The organism is Candidatus Poriferisodalis sp. (assembly GCF_965198245.1).
In the GTDB taxonomy this organism is placed as follows: domain Bacteria; phylum Actinomycetota; class Acidimicrobiia; order Acidimicrobiales; family Poriferisodalaceae; genus Poriferisodalis.
Genome location: NZ_OZ240249.1, coordinates 3,838,489 through 3,853,474 on the forward strand (window position 1 = coordinate 3,838,489; position 14,986 = coordinate 3,853,474).

The 14,986-nt window shown below is 64.3% G+C and carries 14 protein-coding genes; 6 read left to right on the forward strand and 8 right to left on the reverse strand.

Annotated elements, in window-relative coordinates:
• Window positions 1–14: 14 nt before the first annotated feature.
• A complete protein-coding gene (locus tag ACOCMM_RS17050) occupies window positions 15–1,163 on the reverse strand; it encodes an amidohydrolase family protein (RefSeq protein ID WP_419554323.1) in 1,149 nt (382 codons plus the stop codon).
• Between the two features lie 85 nt (window positions 1,164–1,248).
• Window positions 1,249–2,082 (reverse strand): vWA domain-containing protein, encoded by an 834-nt coding sequence (locus ACOCMM_RS17055; RefSeq protein WP_419554324.1) that lies wholly within the window; start codon window positions 2,080–2,082, stop codon window positions 1,249–1,251.
• A 180-nt stretch (window positions 2,083–2,262) separates the two neighbouring features.
• Between ACOCMM_RS17055 and ACOCMM_RS17060 the strand changes: the two genes are divergently transcribed.
• The gene (locus ACOCMM_RS17060) at window positions 2,263–3,837 is read left to right on the forward strand and encodes a hypothetical protein (protein WP_419554325.1); all 1,575 of its coding nucleotides are present in this window, start codon (window positions 2,263–2,265) and stop codon (window positions 3,835–3,837) included.
• Here the strand turns inward: ACOCMM_RS17060 and ACOCMM_RS17065 are convergent.
• The gene (locus tag ACOCMM_RS17065; protein ID WP_419554326.1) at window positions 3,831–4,634 is read right to left on the reverse strand and encodes an HpcH/HpaI aldolase family protein; all 804 of its coding nucleotides are present in this window, start codon (window positions 4,632–4,634) and stop codon (window positions 3,831–3,833) included. The two genes, ACOCMM_RS17060 and ACOCMM_RS17065, sit on opposite strands and share 7 nt — an antisense overlap.
• 118 nt (window positions 4,635–4,752) lie before the next feature.
• Window positions 4,753–5,061 (reverse strand): NIPSNAP family protein, encoded by a 309-nt coding sequence (locus ACOCMM_RS17070; protein WP_419554327.1) that lies wholly within the window; start codon window positions 5,059–5,061, stop codon window positions 4,753–4,755.
• Window positions 5,062–5,412: 351 nt separating this feature from the next.
• On the opposite strand from ACOCMM_RS17070, the gene ACOCMM_RS17075 reads away from it, so the two are divergent.
• Window positions 5,413–6,576 carry a Fic family protein gene (locus ACOCMM_RS17075; RefSeq protein ID WP_419554328.1) on the forward strand — a complete coding sequence of 388 codons (1,164 nt, stop codon included), beginning with the start codon at window positions 5,413–5,415 and terminating at the stop codon, window positions 6,574–6,576.
• Between the two features lie 31 nt (window positions 6,577–6,607).
• Here ACOCMM_RS17075 and ACOCMM_RS17080 read toward each other — a convergent pair whose 3' ends face one another.
• Complete coding sequence (locus ACOCMM_RS17080; RefSeq protein ID WP_419554329.1) at window positions 6,608–7,906, reverse strand: AMP-binding protein; 1,299 nt, start codon at window positions 7,904–7,906, stop codon at window positions 6,608–6,610.
• Between the two features lie 127 nt (window positions 7,907–8,033).
• Between ACOCMM_RS17080 and ACOCMM_RS17085 the strand changes: the two genes are divergently transcribed.
• From ACOCMM_RS17085 to ACOCMM_RS17095, 3 genes are all read left to right on the forward strand, one after another.
• Window positions 8,034–9,176: an LLM class flavin-dependent oxidoreductase gene (locus ACOCMM_RS17085; RefSeq protein WP_419554330.1), complete on the forward strand. Its 1,143-nt coding sequence runs from the start codon at window positions 8,034–8,036 to the stop codon at window positions 9,174–9,176.
• Between the two features lie 88 nt (window positions 9,177–9,264).
• A complete protein-coding gene (locus ACOCMM_RS17090) occupies window positions 9,265–9,807 on the forward strand; it encodes a hypothetical protein (protein ID WP_419554331.1) in 543 nt (180 codons plus the stop codon).
• 11 nt (window positions 9,808–9,818) lie between these two features.
• The gene (locus ACOCMM_RS17095; RefSeq protein ID WP_419554332.1) at window positions 9,819–10,100 is read left to right on the forward strand and encodes a hypothetical protein; all 282 of its coding nucleotides are present in this window, start codon (window positions 9,819–9,821) and stop codon (window positions 10,098–10,100) included.
• A 52-nt stretch (window positions 10,101–10,152) separates the two neighbouring features.
• Here the strand turns inward: ACOCMM_RS17095 and ACOCMM_RS17100 are convergent, their stop codons facing one another.
• Both ACOCMM_RS17100 and ACOCMM_RS17105 read right to left on the reverse strand, forming a co-directional pair.
• The gene (locus ACOCMM_RS17100) at window positions 10,153–11,127 is read right to left on the reverse strand and encodes a Swt1 family HEPN domain-containing protein (RefSeq protein ID WP_419554333.1); all 975 of its coding nucleotides are present in this window, start codon (window positions 11,125–11,127) and stop codon (window positions 10,153–10,155) included.
• A gap of 403 nt (window positions 11,128–11,530) precedes the next feature.
• The gene (locus tag ACOCMM_RS17105) at window positions 11,531–11,821 is read right to left on the reverse strand and encodes a nucleotidyltransferase family protein (protein ID WP_419554334.1); all 291 of its coding nucleotides are present in this window, start codon (window positions 11,819–11,821) and stop codon (window positions 11,531–11,533) included.
• A 267-nt stretch (window positions 11,822–12,088) separates the two neighbouring features.
• Between ACOCMM_RS17105 and ACOCMM_RS17110 the strand changes: the two genes are divergently transcribed.
• Window positions 12,089–13,513, forward strand: a complete 1,425-nt coding sequence (locus ACOCMM_RS17110) for an ATP-binding protein (protein WP_419554335.1) — start codon at window positions 12,089–12,091, stop codon at window positions 13,511–13,513.
• Window positions 13,514–13,740: 227 nt separating this feature from the next.
• Here the strand turns inward: ACOCMM_RS17110 and ACOCMM_RS17115 are convergent, their stop codons facing one another.
• Window positions 13,741–14,904 (reverse strand): pyridoxal phosphate-dependent aminotransferase, encoded by a 1,164-nt coding sequence (locus ACOCMM_RS17115; protein WP_419554336.1) that lies wholly within the window; start codon window positions 14,902–14,904, stop codon window positions 13,741–13,743.
• Window positions 14,905–14,986 lie beyond the last annotated feature (82 nt).

A 14,986-nucleotide genomic window follows, 5' to 3' on the forward strand; every position in this document is an offset into this window, starting at 1 on the left:
CCGTTTGCTACCGGTCAGGCTGAGGCTGCTGCAAGCCGGTCGCCGCCGACCGGCAGCTTTGACAGGTCGATGTCGTACAGCTCGGCCGAGTTGTTGCAGAGGATGTCGTGGGCCTGCTCAGGCGTGAGGTGTGCGGAGTGCTCGTCGAGCAGTTCCTGGCTCCACGGCCACGTGCTGTCCGAGTGCGGAAAGTCGTTCGCCCACAGCAGGCGCCGGTGGTTGACGTCGTTCACCATCTTGAACGCCACCCAGTCGTCCTGGAACGTGGTGTAGATGTGCTCGCTGAAGTATTCGCTCGGGAGCTTCGAGAGCTCCTGTCCCGGCGGCAGCCAGTACCGGTGGCGCTTGTAGGCGTGATCCATTCGGTACATGTAGTGCGGCACCCAGCCGGCGTCGGCCTCCACGCAGACGACCCGCAGCCCGGGGTTGCGCTCGAACACGCCGCCGAATACCAGCGTGCCCATGATGTCCTGGTTGGCCCGGATGATGGTCATGAAGGCGTTCGCCTTCGGGCCCCGGGTCCGGCCTTGGCCGCGGCTCGTCAGGATGTGCCAAGAGACCGGCAGGTTCAGGTCTACCGCCGCCTGCCAGAAGGGGTCCCAACGGGGATCGTCAAAGTCGAACTCGGTGTGCGGGTTGCCGGACATCATCACGCCGCGCATGCCCGCTTCGGCCATGGCCTCGATGTCTTCGATGGCCTCGGACACCGAGCGCAGCGCCGTCTGCCCGACCGCCAGCAACCGATCGGTGTCGACCGAGCAATAGTCGGCGATCCACCGGTTGTAGGCGTCCATGGCCGCCTTCTTGTAGTCGGGGTCGCTGTGATTGCACAGCACCATGCCGACTGACGGGTAGATCACCTCGGCGGAGACACCGTCGCGATCCTGGTCGGCAGTGCGCGTCGTCGAGTCGTAGCTGCTGCGCGGCAGCTCTTCGTAGGCCGCGCTGCGCTTCAGCTCCTCCGGCTTCTGGCCCGCCGCGGCGATGAGTCCCATGTCAATGGTGCGCTTCATGCCGTCGATGACGTAGACGTCGCCACGCTCTTCGGTCCACTGGACGTGCGGCGCGACGTCACGCCACTTCGGGTCGATGTAGTCCGTGTAGCAGTTGCGCGCCTCTGCGATGTGCGAGTCGGCGGAGATAATCGGATAGTCGACGTCCATATTCCCTCCTTCTGTCCAGGCCCGTCGCGGATCGTACTTTGCCGCCGTACGCCGCGACCGGGCTAGCCAAGCGCAACGACCGGAGCTAGTCCCCGCTACCGCGACGACGCATCCCTTCCTCGGCCTCGCGTACGCCGCCGAAGAAGTCGTCCTGACTTGCCGCAAGCCCGACAGACGACATTGTGCGCCGATCTCGCTGTGCACGGCTCACCGACGCGAAGGCCTCGTCGATGCCTTCGTCGGACGCCTCGTAGTTCTGCACGCTCCGGGCGTCGAACCCCAGGCGCGCCGATTCGGAGTACGAGTCCTGGTTGGCGCCCATGTACACAAACGCCCAGCCCTGCTCCCGCCGCTTGGTGATGAGGTTGTGGATGTCGGCTGCTGAGTAATCGGTGCTGGCATTCTCGAGACCATCGGTGACGATGACCAAGGTCTGATCCTCGGGCTTCTTGCCCGCCTTGGCGCGCTGGGAGACCCGCTGGTCGGCACCACTGATCAGTCTCGCGACAGCGTCAAACAGCGGCGTCAGTCCCCGCGGCTTGTACCGCTCGAGGAAGTGCGGATCGGCCTTGTGCACCGAGACGTCGTCGACGAGTACCTCAAACGGCGCTTCCGAATCGAACTGGGCCACCGTGAGCCGGCATGTGCCCGGCTCAACCGCCTGCTCGGCGATGAAGCGACCCACGCCCTTGACGACGGCAGCCTCCCGACCCGACATTGAGCCCGATCGATCCAACAGCATCCACACCTTCGACCGGTCCGACGACGGCCCATCGCCGCTCCTCTTGCCGCTCTTGGTGCTCTTCGCCTGCCGTGCGTCATCCGCCGAAGTTCCGCGGTCGTCGCCGCGCTCCCAAGGTGCCGTGCCGCTCCGCTCGAGCTGCCCGTTCGTTGAACCGTCGGCTGTTGTTGATCCCATGTCTCTTCCCTTCGTCCAGAGCCCAGCGCCCTCGCCATAGCGGCCGGATTCGCTGGTTGCGGTGCCGTACTTCGGCCGCCGCCTCTCTCATTTCCAAGGTAGAGAGGGGGTGTTACAGCTATAGGTGCCCGTCACCTGCGAATCGATCTGAGAAACCTCGTCGGCCCTAACCTCCACGAGGTGGACGAGGAACTGCCAGACACGAACGAGGTTGCTGCTCACCGTCCGGAAAGGGAAGGACCACCCTCGGAAAGTCCCGACCCGATCGCGCCGGACCCCGCTTCTCCGGCCGAACCAGAGTTCGAGAATGACGAAGCCGGACGTCTCAAGCGTCTTGCTGACACCGCACTTGCCACCGGCAAGCAGGCGGCCGATGCGACAGTCTCCGGAAGCCAAGAGGCGGCCGAGGTTGTCGGCTCGGCCGGAGTGTCGACAGCTCGGGCCATCGGCAATAGCGCCAAGACTGCAGTGACAACTGGTGCATCAGCAGCGCAAGCGGTCGGCAGTGCAACCGCCAAAGCGAGTGTTGCCGGTGGACAAGCCGTCGGCAAGAGCGCTCGATGGGTGTTCGATTCGACCAGTGCAGCCACCGCGCAGGCGTTCTCATCTGCACAAGCGCTCGTGGCCAGTGACCTGTCGACGACCGTCAACGAAATCGTCGCTGCCGCCGTCAAGGGCGCTCCGACCATCTTCGACAAGGCGATGGATACTGCGTTCATCGAGAGCGGCGTCGGCGGCAGCTACCACCGGCTCTTCGATGGCGGACACACGATCTTCGGGGCATTCAAGGCGTCCCACAACGCATCCCCAGACGACTCCCTCATCCAGGAAGCGCTTGGCGCGATCCAGGGCCTACTGCGAGACGTGTCGACGCCGCGGGGACTGCCGCTCGCCACTTGGGACAAGGAGACCTTTGACGCCGTTGCAGCTTCGCTGGACTCAAGTTTCGGCATACCCAAGAAGTGGTTCTACGACCTGAACACCTACGACGCCGGCGACCTTCTGGGAGGAACCGTCGGCGTGGTTTCGGTGATCTTCGGCTGGAATCGAGCCGACACCGAGACATTTGCGAGGCTCGCGGCAGGCATTGGCATGTCGGCCGCCGTCAGTGTGAACCCGCTACTGATGCCGGTGTCGATCGTTGCCTTGGCGCGCGCATTTCACAAGGCGAATTCCTCGAACGAGTACGCCGAACTTGCCGAGGGTGGGCTCAAGGGCGCGTTCGCGAACGGATCCAGCTTGGGTGCCGTGGCACTTGTCGGCGTCGCAGGCGGGCCTGCTGGGGTTGCGTTGCTCGTAGGTGTCACCGCAGGAGTGCTCGCGCACACCGCCACCAAGGACGTCACGCTGGATGCGATCAGCAAATTCGTCAAGGAAGATGCGGCCACAGTCGCCCGCCAAGTCTCCCAGCAAGCCATTGCCATTGGCGATGCCATCGGGAGTCTCGCTACCGACAGCGGCCGCGCCGTCGCGGGCGGCACGGCGAACGCGGGCAAGTTCGTTGCGGGTTCAGCATCGGCTGTCGGCCGACTGACCGCCGACCAAGCAGCTGCAGCCGGTCGCGCGGCGGCCAGCGGCGCGAAGGGGACTGGTCGCTTGGCAACGCGTGGCGTTGCCGCGACAAGCGCCTCAATCGGCTCGGCGAGCCAAGGAACTCGTTCATCGCGACGAATCAGTGGATCTCGAAGACGACGAATCGGCCCCGCCTACGGCCTGACGACGGTCGCCGCCTCGGGGCGCTGCAAGGTTCAGTAGATCTTGGAGTCGGCTCCGCTGGTGGCCTCGGCGACGCCGGACTCGCGGGCGGTGCGCAGGTCGCGGGCCATGCCGCGGCCGAGTGCCATGGCGTCGCCCGCGACCGTCTGCATGCGGAAGCCCTTGCCGCGGCGGTCGGCCGACAGCGAAGCCGTCGAGTGGATGCCGGCCACCACGCCGTGCGCGGCGCACCGCTCGGCGATGTGCTCCAGCGCCGCCTTGTAGTCGGCATGGTCATCGGTGTAGCCGGGTCCGTAGCCGTAGCTGATCGACAGGTCGGCAGGGCCGACGTAGATCGCATCGACGCCCTCGATCGCCAAGATGTCGTCGAGGGCCTCGACCGCCTGGCGGGTCTCGATCATGGGAATACAGGCCGTGGTCGTGTTCGCGACCTCGAAGTAGTTCTCCCCCGCTACGGCCCGTGCAGCCACGAGCACCGGGCCGAAGCTGCGGGCGCCCAGCGGCGGGTACTTGCAGGCTGTGACCGCTGCTTGCGCCTCGGCGACCGAGTTCACCATCGGGACAACCACGCCCCGTGCGCCGGCATCGAGCACCCGCCCGATGATGCCGGGCTCATTCCACGGCACCCGCACGATGGGCGTGCCGCCACTCATCTCGGTGGCTTGCATCATCTCCACCGCGACCTGGTAGTCGGCAACGCCGTGCTGCATGTCCACGCAGACGTAGTCGAAACCAGCACGCCCGGCGATCTCGGCCGAGTGGCTGGAAGCCATGGAGAGCCACGTGCCCAGCGTCTCGTCGCCAGCCGCCCATTTGTCCATCATGTTGTTCGGCATGGATGTGTGCTCCCGTCTCGGGTCAGTGTCTCAAGCTGTCAGTTCAGGGCGTCGGTGCAGACCGATGCAGCGGTTTGGAACCAGTCCGACTTCGGACCGACCCCTCGCCGTCGCCTGCTCAGGTCTCGAAGATGTCGCGCAGGATGGCGTTTTCCTGCGTCTCGACCAGCGGCGCGATCTCCTTGACGAACTCCAGCCACTGGGCGTCTTCGAAGAGCGCTTTGCGCTTCTGGGCCCGCTCCTCGAGCGTGTCGTAGCGCCACATGTGGATGATCTCGTTGATGCCGCCGAACTCGGTCGTGTAGTAGCCGACCGGCTCGCCGAGGTACTTGCGCTGTGCCTCGTAGCCCTTCTCGAAGTACTCCTTGACCCAGCGGTCGGGTGCGCCCACCTTCAGCCGGTAGCGCCGCATCTCCACAAAGCTCATGGCTGTCTCCTTCGACTGTGCCTGTGCAGCCGCCCAGCGGCCGAACAAGGCTGCGCCGGGCCTGCTGCTGTGGACCCGACCCGCAGCAGGCGCACCGTAGCCCGATAGCGATCCTCTCGTTGTGACGAGCGAAATCAAGGCGCTCCGTCAGTTCAGCACGACGAGGTGCCGAGACCCCCACCTACGCAAGGAACTTTCGCACGTCGGAAGTTAACGAAAATTATTGATTGTTATTTTCTTAGGACTCGGGCTAATGAAGACTTCGTTCATAAGCGCAGCCGCTACGAAAGTATTTTGTCAAATTTTTCACATCTTCTATGCTGATGCATGCATCCACGAAGGGGCGTCGACATGAACCACATTACGGGGCACTACGTATCGACGCCCTACGGCGACGAGGAAGTGCAAGCGTTCGTGCCGCGTCCGCTGCCGCCCGACCCGCCCCTGCGCTTCGACTTGACGTTGATCAACGCACTGAACGACGCAGCCAATGCACTCGGCCGCCTCGACGGAGCGGCCCCGCTGCTGCAGAACGAAGGACTGCTGCTGTACTCCTACATCCGCAAGGAGGCAGTACTGAGCTCGCAGATCGAAGGCACCCAGTCAACGCTGTCGAACCTCATGAGTTACGAGATCGACGAAGCCACTGGCGTTCCCTTCGACGACGTGATCGAGGTTTCCAACTACGTGCGTGCGTTCGATCACGCCCGCGGGCAGATGGCAAGCCCGGACGGCTTGCCGCTGTGCAATCGCTTGTTGCGAGCGATTCACGAGATCCTGCTGACAGGCACGCGGGGCGCCGACAAGCTTCCTGGTGAGTTCCGCAAGTCACAGAATTGGATCGGGGGCAGGCGACCCGGCGAAGCCCACTACGTGCCGCCGCCGCACGAGCAGGCAGCCGAGGCAATATCCGAGCTGGAGAAGTACCTCCACGCCGAAGACGGGCTTCCTCCACTCGTGCGAGCTGGACTGGCACACGTCCAATTCGAGACCATCCATCCCTTCTTGGACGGCAATGGGCGTGTCGGCCGGATGCTGATCTTGCTCATCTTGCTGGATCGAGGTGCCATCACCACGCCGGCGCTCTACCTCAGCCTCTACCTCAAGCAGGAGCGCTCGCGGTACTACGAACTGCTCGACGCCGTTCGAACACGCGGCGATTGGGAAGAGTGGCTCTTGTTCTTTCTTGATGCGGTGACTGTCGCCGCCAACTCAGCAGTCGAAACGGCTCGGAGGATCGCCGAAGTCACCGACCGAGACCTAGCACGAGTGCAACAGGCGGCTCATACCACCAGTAGCACACTGCGTGTCTTGCGCGCGCTGGGCGAGCGTCCCGTCACCAACATCAACCGGATCGCCGATCAGACTGGCCTCTCGCGGCCCACCGTCGCCACAGCACTCAGTCGGCTGTGTCGGCTAGGCGTGGCACGCGAAGTAACCGGACGTGCGCGAGATCGCGTCTTCGTGTACACGGAATACCTCGACATCCTCAGCGAGGACACTGAGCCGCTCTGAGGGGCGGAAGCCTCAGCGCGGCGCTGAGCCGTTAGCCCCGCAGGTCGCGCACTCGCATCGCCTTGCCCGCCGAGCGCTCGATCGTCTCGGGCGCCACCGTGCGCACATCCACGGCTATGCCGATGCGCTGACGCACAGTGCTTGCGAACTCCGCAGCGATCGCTTCGTGATCGCCAGCGTCGGGCTTCGGTTCCAGGACGGCAGTGATGCCTTCGAGGCGGCCGCGCTGATGCACCTCGAGCACGAAGTGCGGCGTGAGGTGGGGGTTCGACGACACCAGCTCCTCGAACTGGCTGGGGAACACGTTGACGCCGCGAATGATGAGCATGTCGTCACTGCGGGCGGCAACCCGTCCCATGCGACGCATCGAGCGGGCGGTGCCAGGTTGCAGCGAGCAGATATCGCGGGTGCGGTACCGAATCACCGGCATCGCGACCTTGGTCAGCGACGTGAACACCAGCTCGCCGGTCTCGCCCTCACCCAAGACCTCGCCCGAATCGGGATCGACGATCTCGGGATAGAAGTGGTCCTCCCAGATCGTCGGACCGTCCTTCGTCTCGACGCACTCATTCGCCACGCCGCCGCCGATGACCTCCGAGAGGCCGTAGATGTCCACGGCGTCGATTCCGAACGCGTCCTCAAGCTCGGCCCGCATCGCCTCCGACCACGGCTCCGCGCCGAAGATGCCGACCCGCAGCGACGTCGAAGCCGGGTCGATGCCCTGCTTACGGAACTCGTCGGCCACCACGAGGGCATACGACGGCGTCGCACACAGCACGTCGGCGTCGAAGTCCACGAGCAACTGCACCTGTCGAGCGGTCTGGCCGACCGACGCCGGCACCACCGTGCAGCCGTACTGCTCCGCGCCGTAGTGAGCGCCCAGCCCGCCGGTGAACAAGCCATAGCCGTACGCGACATGCACGACATCGCCGGGCCGCGCGCCGGCAGCGCACAGCGAGCGCTGGAACACATGAGACCACATGTCGAGGTCGGACTGGGTATAGCCCACGACGGTCGGCTTGCCCGTGGTGCCCGATGAGGCATGCACCCTCAGCACCTGTTCCCGGGGCACGGCGAACATCCCGAACGGATAGTTCTCGCGCAACTCCGTCTTGGAGGTGAACGGGAAGCGCTGCAGATATTCAAGGGTTCGCAGGTCCGAGGGTTGCACGCCCGCCTGGTCGAACAGCTGCTGGTACGCGGGCACGTGGGCATAGGCGTGCGCCAGGCTCCACTTCAAGCGTTCCAGCTGGAGGGCTCGGATTTCGGCAATCGGCGCATTCTCGATGGGATGCAGACCCCGCCCCTCAACGGGTTCGAACTTGGGCATGTGGCGGTTCCTTCCGCGCTCGGACGATGGCGACGACGTCAATTCCTGCGTCAGCCAGTTTCCTAGTGTTGCAGTCTGTGCGCTCGCTCCTGCCAAGCGCCGCGCGGCGAAAGGACCCTCAATCCCGATGACCGACTTCCGCTTCACGATCCTGGTGGTGCCCTACATGCGCCGTCGCGGCGAGCAAATCGGCCTCGCCGGATCGATGCCGGATCGCTGGCAGACGCTCATGGACCACGTGCGGACCCAGATGCAGTTCGCCGAGTCGGTGGGCTACGACGGCTTCGCCATGACGGAGCAGCACCTGCAGGTGGAAGGCATCGAGACCACCACGAACCCGCTGTTCTGGGACTACTTCGTGGCCCAGCACACCGAGCGCATGCGGGTCGGCCAGCTCGGCATGAACCTCACCGCCGTCAATCCGATCCAGCTCGCCGAGAACATCGCCATGCTCGATCACTTCACCGGTGGGCGAACGTTTGTGGGGTTCTCACGTGGCAACACTCCTCGCTGGACGGGAACGTTCGGCCAGCACTTGGGCATCACCTCCACCGAATCCGACAAGTCCGAGTCGGACCAGCGCAACCGCCGTGCGCTGTATGAGAACTGGCACCTCATCAAGTCGCTGTGGACCCAGGAGAAGGTATCCATCCAAGGCGAGTTCTGGCAGGCCCCGCCCGAGATGGAGTGGCACTTCCCGCCCACCGACGACTTCGACCCGACTGCGGTCGACGAGAACAAGACACTGAGGGAGATCGGCATTGTTCCCCGGCCGCTGCAGCAACCGCACCCGCCGGTGTACGCACCGTTCAGCTACAGCATGGAGACGTCAAAGTTCTGGGCTCGCGAGGGCGGCAAGATGGTCAGCTTCGTCGCACCCGAGCGGCAGAGGTTCATCGGCACAGCGCTCGGCATCTATCTCGAAGAAGCCCACAACTCGGGGCGTGAGACCACGGCGGCAGATGCGCTGGCGATCGGCGGTCACCTCACGATGGGCCGCACCCCAGCCGAGGCCGCCGACCTGTATGCCGGCTTTGAAGAGCTGTTCAACTGGGCCTACAACGCACCCCCCTATGTCGTGCCGATGGGACGCGTGTGGCGTGGTAGCCGGGAGGAGGAACTCGACCACGTCGCCTCGTTGCACGAGGAGTTCGGCGTCACCGAGTTCTTCCTGTGGCACCACGTCGGCTACTTCGAACAGGACGAGGAGCTGGCCATGCTCAACGAGTTCGCCGAAGGCGTCATCGCTCCCCTGCGGGCTCGCTCGTGAGCCGGGCCGCAGCACTGTGACCGAAGCGACAGGCCCAAGCTCCAGCGTTTCGGCGCTGGACAGTCGCCGTCGCGCGGTCGTCGTGGCGATGGCGTTCAAGGTCGCACTGGCGATGTGTTTCGTGGTGGCGATCGTCGTGCCGCTCGACCATCTCGAGGGCAAAGGAATGCTGTTCCGCTTCCCGCTGTTCATGCTGTCAGCGGTGGTGGTGCCGTTGGCGTGGCGCGGACGATTCCGGCCCTACCCCGCAACCGCGGATGTGCTGATTGTGGCTCCGTTCCTCATCGACACGCTCGGCAACCTGGCCTACGTGTACGACACGTTCGAAGCCACCGATGACGTGCTGCACACGCTCAACTGGATCCTGCTCGTCGGTGCGTTCCATGCATGGCGCTACCGCCGCGGCGGGGCCAACCTGTCGCGCGCCGATGCTTGGCTGCTCGGCGCCAGCCTGGGAGCGCTCGCCATTGTGGGCTGGGAAGCCGCCGAGTGGATCGTGGCTGAAACCGGCGCGGGCGGCGGACTGGACCTCACCTACGACGACACCGTCGCCGATCTCGTGCTGTCCACCGGCGGCGGCATGATTGGATCAGCAATCGCGGTTGCCCTGTTCCCACCCCGCCCGCGCTAGAACAACCGACCATGACCAGGCCCACCATCGACGAGCTCATCGACAATGGCGATTGGGACGAAGTCGCGCGACGCTTCGAAGGCTTCGATGTCGAACGAGCCGTTCACCGCCCAATCTCAGACTGGTGGCTCCGCTGCGCCGCCGGCGACCCCAAGAATCCTGACGATCTGCTTCGAACCAAGGTGGCTGCCGCCCGCGCCGACGGCGTCTCATGGCAGCGCATCGGCGAACTTCTGGGCGTGTCCGAGGCAGAAGCCCAGCAGCGCTACGACTCGCCCAGCAAGCCCTCCTGATAACAACCACCCTCACAGCAGCACAACACGACAAGGCTCGCGGCCAGGCGGCTCAAGCTGCTCCTCCAGCCTCCCGACGCCCTACGTGCGTCTCCAGCACTCGACGAATGAAGCCCACGCCCCGCGCCGAATTCTCGCTGCCGATGTCGTTGAAGAACGACTGCATCCGACCGAGACTGTCAACCTCGTCCTGTGAGACGTGCTCATTGAAGGCGTAGTGCGCCCAGCGATTCCGCAGATGCCGGAGTTGCTCAAGATACTCATAGGTGCGCCTGGACATGGACGTTCGAACTTGGTGCCCGTTCTTCCTTGCCACTTCAAGCCAGAGCCACGGATCATCGTCCGAGAATGCAACGTCCGAGTTCCGCCATTCCACCTTCTTGTCGTCCTCGAAGTTCTGGCGCCAAGCAGCGACGGTCGGATCGCCGAAGACCGATGTCAGATGACATCGAAGTTCTACCGCCAAAGTCAGCAACGCCCGCTCGACCAGTTTGCGCTGGTCGTCAGCCAATGAGCAGGGCCAAACGGAGACCAGAGTCTCGCGTCGCTGTTTGAAGATCCTCGAACTGTCGCTACTCAGCCATGCGTCGCGCGCCTCGGGAAGCGCGGGCTTGGCATCAAATGCCCAGCGCACGTTCGAGTTGTCACGCCAACCGTCATCCTGAAGTCGGCCGAACTTGACGCTTCCGGTGTGATCGCGATATTCCACTTGATCGACATCAACGCGGTGATGCGCGTCGCCGACCAGTCCGGCAGCCCACCGCCAACCGTCGATCCGCACGACGGCGCGCGCACGTCCCCTGTGAAAGGCAACTGCATGACGCACGTTGAGAGCCTTCGAGTCGCTCATGGCAAGAACGTCATCAGAGTCGATTTCCCACCAACCGCGCATTGAGTTGACCACGGTTTGTTCGCTGTCGCCCTTGCGATATCCACTCCGGAATTCGTCGTCCGTCCGGTGGCTGAGGCGAAACAGGATCGCCGGAAACTTGTTGCGGGGATCATTCCAATCGTTCTCTGCATCCACGATTGCCCAAGACCTCCTTGACCAGCGCTGGTGAGATTCGCGAGCGAATCAGCAGTTGCCAGAGCCGCCGCGCATAGTAGGGCCGCGCATCAGGTCAGAGCGAGCGGAGGCGGTCGATGGTGTCGTCAAGGACTGCTTCGTGCTTACAGCACACGCACAGCGCAAGGTGCCGACTCCCGTAGGTGCTGGTCGTCGTCGGCGGGATCCCAGCGGACGCGACGCAGAACACAGCTATGGCGACTGGAGTGCCACACCATCGCTTCGCCGATGATCTCGAGTTATCTCTCAGCGGCGCTCTGGAGAATCCAGCTTCGGTCGAATTCCGCGCGGCCCAGCGCCGCAATCTCGACCAGCTTGTTGCACGCATCGAGAATGTTGTGGACACGCTCGGCGTCGCTGCGGGTCACAGAAGTATTGCGTCCTCGAACATTCCCCGGTGGCTCTCACGCACTGCCGAAGAATCAACAACGTCGACATGCTGGCCGAGCAATTCCGTCAAGTCCACTTGCAGGCCTGCAATGTCGAAGAGGTCAGCGTCGTCGTCGAATTCGACGAGGAAGTCGTAGTCGCTCCGGTCCGTGTCCTCGTCTCGGGCCACCGAGCCAATCAGCGATATCGACCGCGCCTTGGCGCGTTCCGCGGCGATGCGGATCGCTACCCGATGAGTCTCGAGCACGACGTCGCGACGGTTCACACTTTCGACTGTATCGGCGCGGTTGCCGACGGCGCCTCGTGGCAGCGCATCGGTGCGCTCCTCGTCGTGTCCGAGTCAGAGACCCAGCAGCGTTTCGACCCGCCCAGCGAGCTTTCCTGACAGCTTGCCCTCAACGAATCTCAACTGCTGTCAACAGCCCGCGCCGCGGAAACTCGCATGAACACTAAGTTTTTCGGCCTGCTCTCAACTACTGTAAATTTTTTATAGTGAAATGCACATGCGGAACGCGGCATCGGGAGCCGGCCTATGACAGCGAAGACTGCGGACCTTGCCTTGGCCGCCGATATGCAGCAGCGCGGAACGCTTCTGCTCGGGCTGACGGAAGACCAGTGGTTCGACCGCAAGGGCTCACGACTCGGGGCGCGACAACTGGGCGAGGTGCTCGTGGGGTTCGCCAATGCTGACGGCGGCACCATCGTCATCGGACTCGGCGATGGACGCGTGGAAGGCATCAACGCCGCCGGGGCTGAATCGTGGTCCGGCTGGCAGCAGGCCGCCATGGACTTCACGATGCCAACCATCCCGTGCGAGACCCGGTTCGTGGAGTGCATCAATCACCGCGGCGAGCAGGACCGACTGCTCGTAGTACGCATCGAGGCATCAAGCGTCGTGCACACCACCACCGACGACACAGCGTTCCTGCGAGTCGGCGACGAGACGCGCAAACTGCGCTTCGACCAGCGCCGCGAGCTGCTCGCCGACAAGGGACAAGCGGTTTACGAGGCAACGTCACTGCCCAACCTGAGCATCGAACATTTCGATACGTCGTTGCTTGACGAGTACGTACAGGCGACCGGCTCGTCGGACGTTCGGCGGCTGCTCGTGGCCCGAGGACTCGTGGCTGCCGACGGCGGGGTCACCGTTGCCGCCGCGTTGCTGTTCGCCCCGACACCGCAGACCTGGCTGCCTCACGCCGAGGTTCGCATCGTGCGTTACCGCGGCCGTGAACGAGGATCGGGGAGTCGCCAGCAGCTGCTCGATGACGTGCGCATCGACGGTCCGCTGCCGCGCCAGCTCGAAGCAGCGCGCGAGACCGTGGCCCGTCTGATCCCGACTCGACGCGCATTGGGTCGCGAGGGACGATTTCGGGACGTGCCGATCATTCCTACGGATGCATGGCTCGAGGGCTTGGTCAACGCTGTTGTGCATCGCTCGTACAGCTATGGGGGCGACCACATTCGCTTCGAGATATTCGATGACCGGATCGAAGTTCACAGTCCAGGACGTTTCCCCGGCCTGTCCGACCCGGTCGATCCGCGCGAGGTCATGCGCTTTGCCCGGAATCCGCGCATTGCCCGCGTGTGTGCCGAGCTGCGCTACGGGCAGGAGCTCGGCGAGGGCATCCGGCGCATGTTCGATGAGATGCGCGGCGCCGGACTCGCTGACCCCACGTACACCCAGACATCAACGTCAGTGCAGCTCACACTGTCGGGATTCACGGTGAACGTAGAACTCGAGCAGCAGCTCAAGCCGCGGCAGAAGCAACTTCTCGGCCTGCTGCGTGCCCATGACGGGTTGTCAACCGGCGATGCCGTCGACGCCAGTGGCTGGTCCCGTCCCGTGGTGCTCAACGACCTCGGCCAGCTTCGAGAACTTGGCCTCATCGAGTGGCTAGGGCGGTCACGCAACGACCCGTGGGCGTATTGGCGGGTGCGGAACCCACTCGGCTGATTCGGGCCCGCTCTCAACAAGTCTCAACTTGCTGTTAACGGTTTGCGGCTCGGAAACCCGCATGAACCCTGAGTTTTTCGACCTACTCTCAACTGCTCTAAATTTTTTAGAGTAGTTCTCGGCAGACTGAACGCCCTCGCAGGGGCCAGCTCGAGCCCGGCCCGTCCTCCTCAGACTGCCCCTTTTCCAGCTATTCCAAGCTGTGACCGCACTTGGCCTCAGCTGCCTCAAGTCAGAGTGCGAAGGCGAGTGATGGCCTCGTCGAGGACGTCGTGCTGCTTGCAGAACGCGAAGCGGACGAGGTGGCGGCCCTCGTCGACATTGTCGTACATGACCACGTTCGGCACTGCCGCCACGCCGATCCGCTCCGGCAAGTTCCAGCAGAATTCGACGCCGTCGTCGTGCCCGATCGAGCGGATGTCCGCCGTGATGAAGTAGGTGCCGGACGGCTCGAAGACTTCGAGACCGGTCGAGCACAGGCCAGCGGACAGCCGGTCCCGCTTGGCACGCAACTCATCGGCCTGGGCCTTGAAGTAGTCATCGCCGAGGTCCAGCCCTACAGCGATCGCGTGCTGGAACGGACCGCCGCTCACGTAGGTGAGCCACTGCTTGGCCGTGCGCACCGCCGCAACCAGCTCCGGGCGTGCGCAGACCCAGCCGATCTTCCAGCCGGTCACGGCGAAGGTCTTGCCGCCGCTCGAGATGGTGACCGTGCGGTCAGCCATACCCGGCAGCGTCGCGATCGGGATGTGCTCGCCGTCGAAGGTGAGGTGCTCGTACACCTCGTCGGTGACAACGATGAGATCTCGCTCGACGGCCACCGATGCGATGGCTTCCAGCTCCGCCCGGCTGAACACCTTGCCGGTGGGGTTGTGCGGACTGTTGAGCACCAGCAGCCGGGTGCGCGGCGTCACCGCCGCCGCCAGCTCGTCAGGATCGAATCCGTAGTCGGGCGGCCGCAGGGTCACCACCTTGCGCACCGCTCCCGCCATGGAGATGACTGCGCCGTACAGGTCGTACCAGGGCTCGAAGGTGAGCACATCGTCGCCCACCTCAGTCAGCGCCAGGATGCTCGCGGCCAGCGCCTCGCTCGCGCCCGCCGTGATGAGCACCTCGCTGTCGGGGTCGACCTCCATCCCCCAGAACCGGCCCTGGTGCCGCGCCACAGCATGGCGCAGTTCCGCAATGCCGATACCGGGCGGGTACTGGTTCGCCGTGCCGCTGCGAATCGCTGCCACCGCCGCTTCGAGCACCTCGGTCGGCCCGTCGGTGTCTGGGAAGCCTTGGCCGAGATTGATGGCCCCGGTCCGCACCGCCAATGCAGACATCTCGGCGAAGATCGTCGACTGGTAGCCCTGCAGGCGCGAATTCACGTACGGCAGCCGTGCCACGCTGCGGAGGCTACGCGCAATCTTCGGACTCTCTCCGCGACGCGCTGCCCTTGGCGTGCGTCACGAAGACTGGGACACCCCG

Bases quoted from the DNA above. Each gene is read 5' to 3' on its own strand.
- ACOCMM_RS17065 (WP_419554326.1), bottom strand. From the start codon at position 4,634: ATGCCGAACAACATGATGGACAAATGGGCGGCTGGCGACGAGACGCTG.
- ACOCMM_RS17090 (WP_419554331.1), top strand. From the start codon at position 9,265: ATGGCGTTCAAGGTCGCACTGGCGATGTGTTTCGTGGTGGCGATCGTC.
- ACOCMM_RS17085 (WP_419554330.1), top strand. From the start codon at position 8,034: ATGACCGACTTCCGCTTCACGATCCTGGTGGTGCCCTACATGCGCCGT.
- ACOCMM_RS17080 (WP_419554329.1), bottom strand. From the start codon at position 7,906: ATGCCCAAGTTCGAACCCGTTGAGGGGCGGGGTCTGCATCCCATCGAG.
- ACOCMM_RS17110 (WP_419554335.1), top strand. From the start codon at position 12,089: ATGACAGCGAAGACTGCGGACCTTGCCTTGGCCGCCGATATGCAGCAG.
- ACOCMM_RS17050 (WP_419554323.1), bottom strand. From the start codon at position 1,163: ATGGACGTCGACTATCCGATTATCTCCGCCGACTCGCACATCGCAGAG.
- ACOCMM_RS17075 (WP_419554328.1), top strand. From the start codon at position 5,413: ATGAACCACATTACGGGGCACTACGTATCGACGCCCTACGGCGACGAG.
- ACOCMM_RS17095 (WP_419554332.1), top strand. From the start codon at position 9,819: ATGACCAGGCCCACCATCGACGAGCTCATCGACAATGGCGATTGGGAC.
- ACOCMM_RS17070 (WP_419554327.1), bottom strand. From the start codon at position 5,061: ATGAGCTTTGTGGAGATGCGGCGCTACCGGCTGAAGGTGGGCGCACCC.
- ACOCMM_RS17055 (WP_419554324.1), bottom strand. From the start codon at position 2,082: ATGGGATCAACAACAGCCGACGGTTCAACGAACGGGCAGCTCGAGCGG.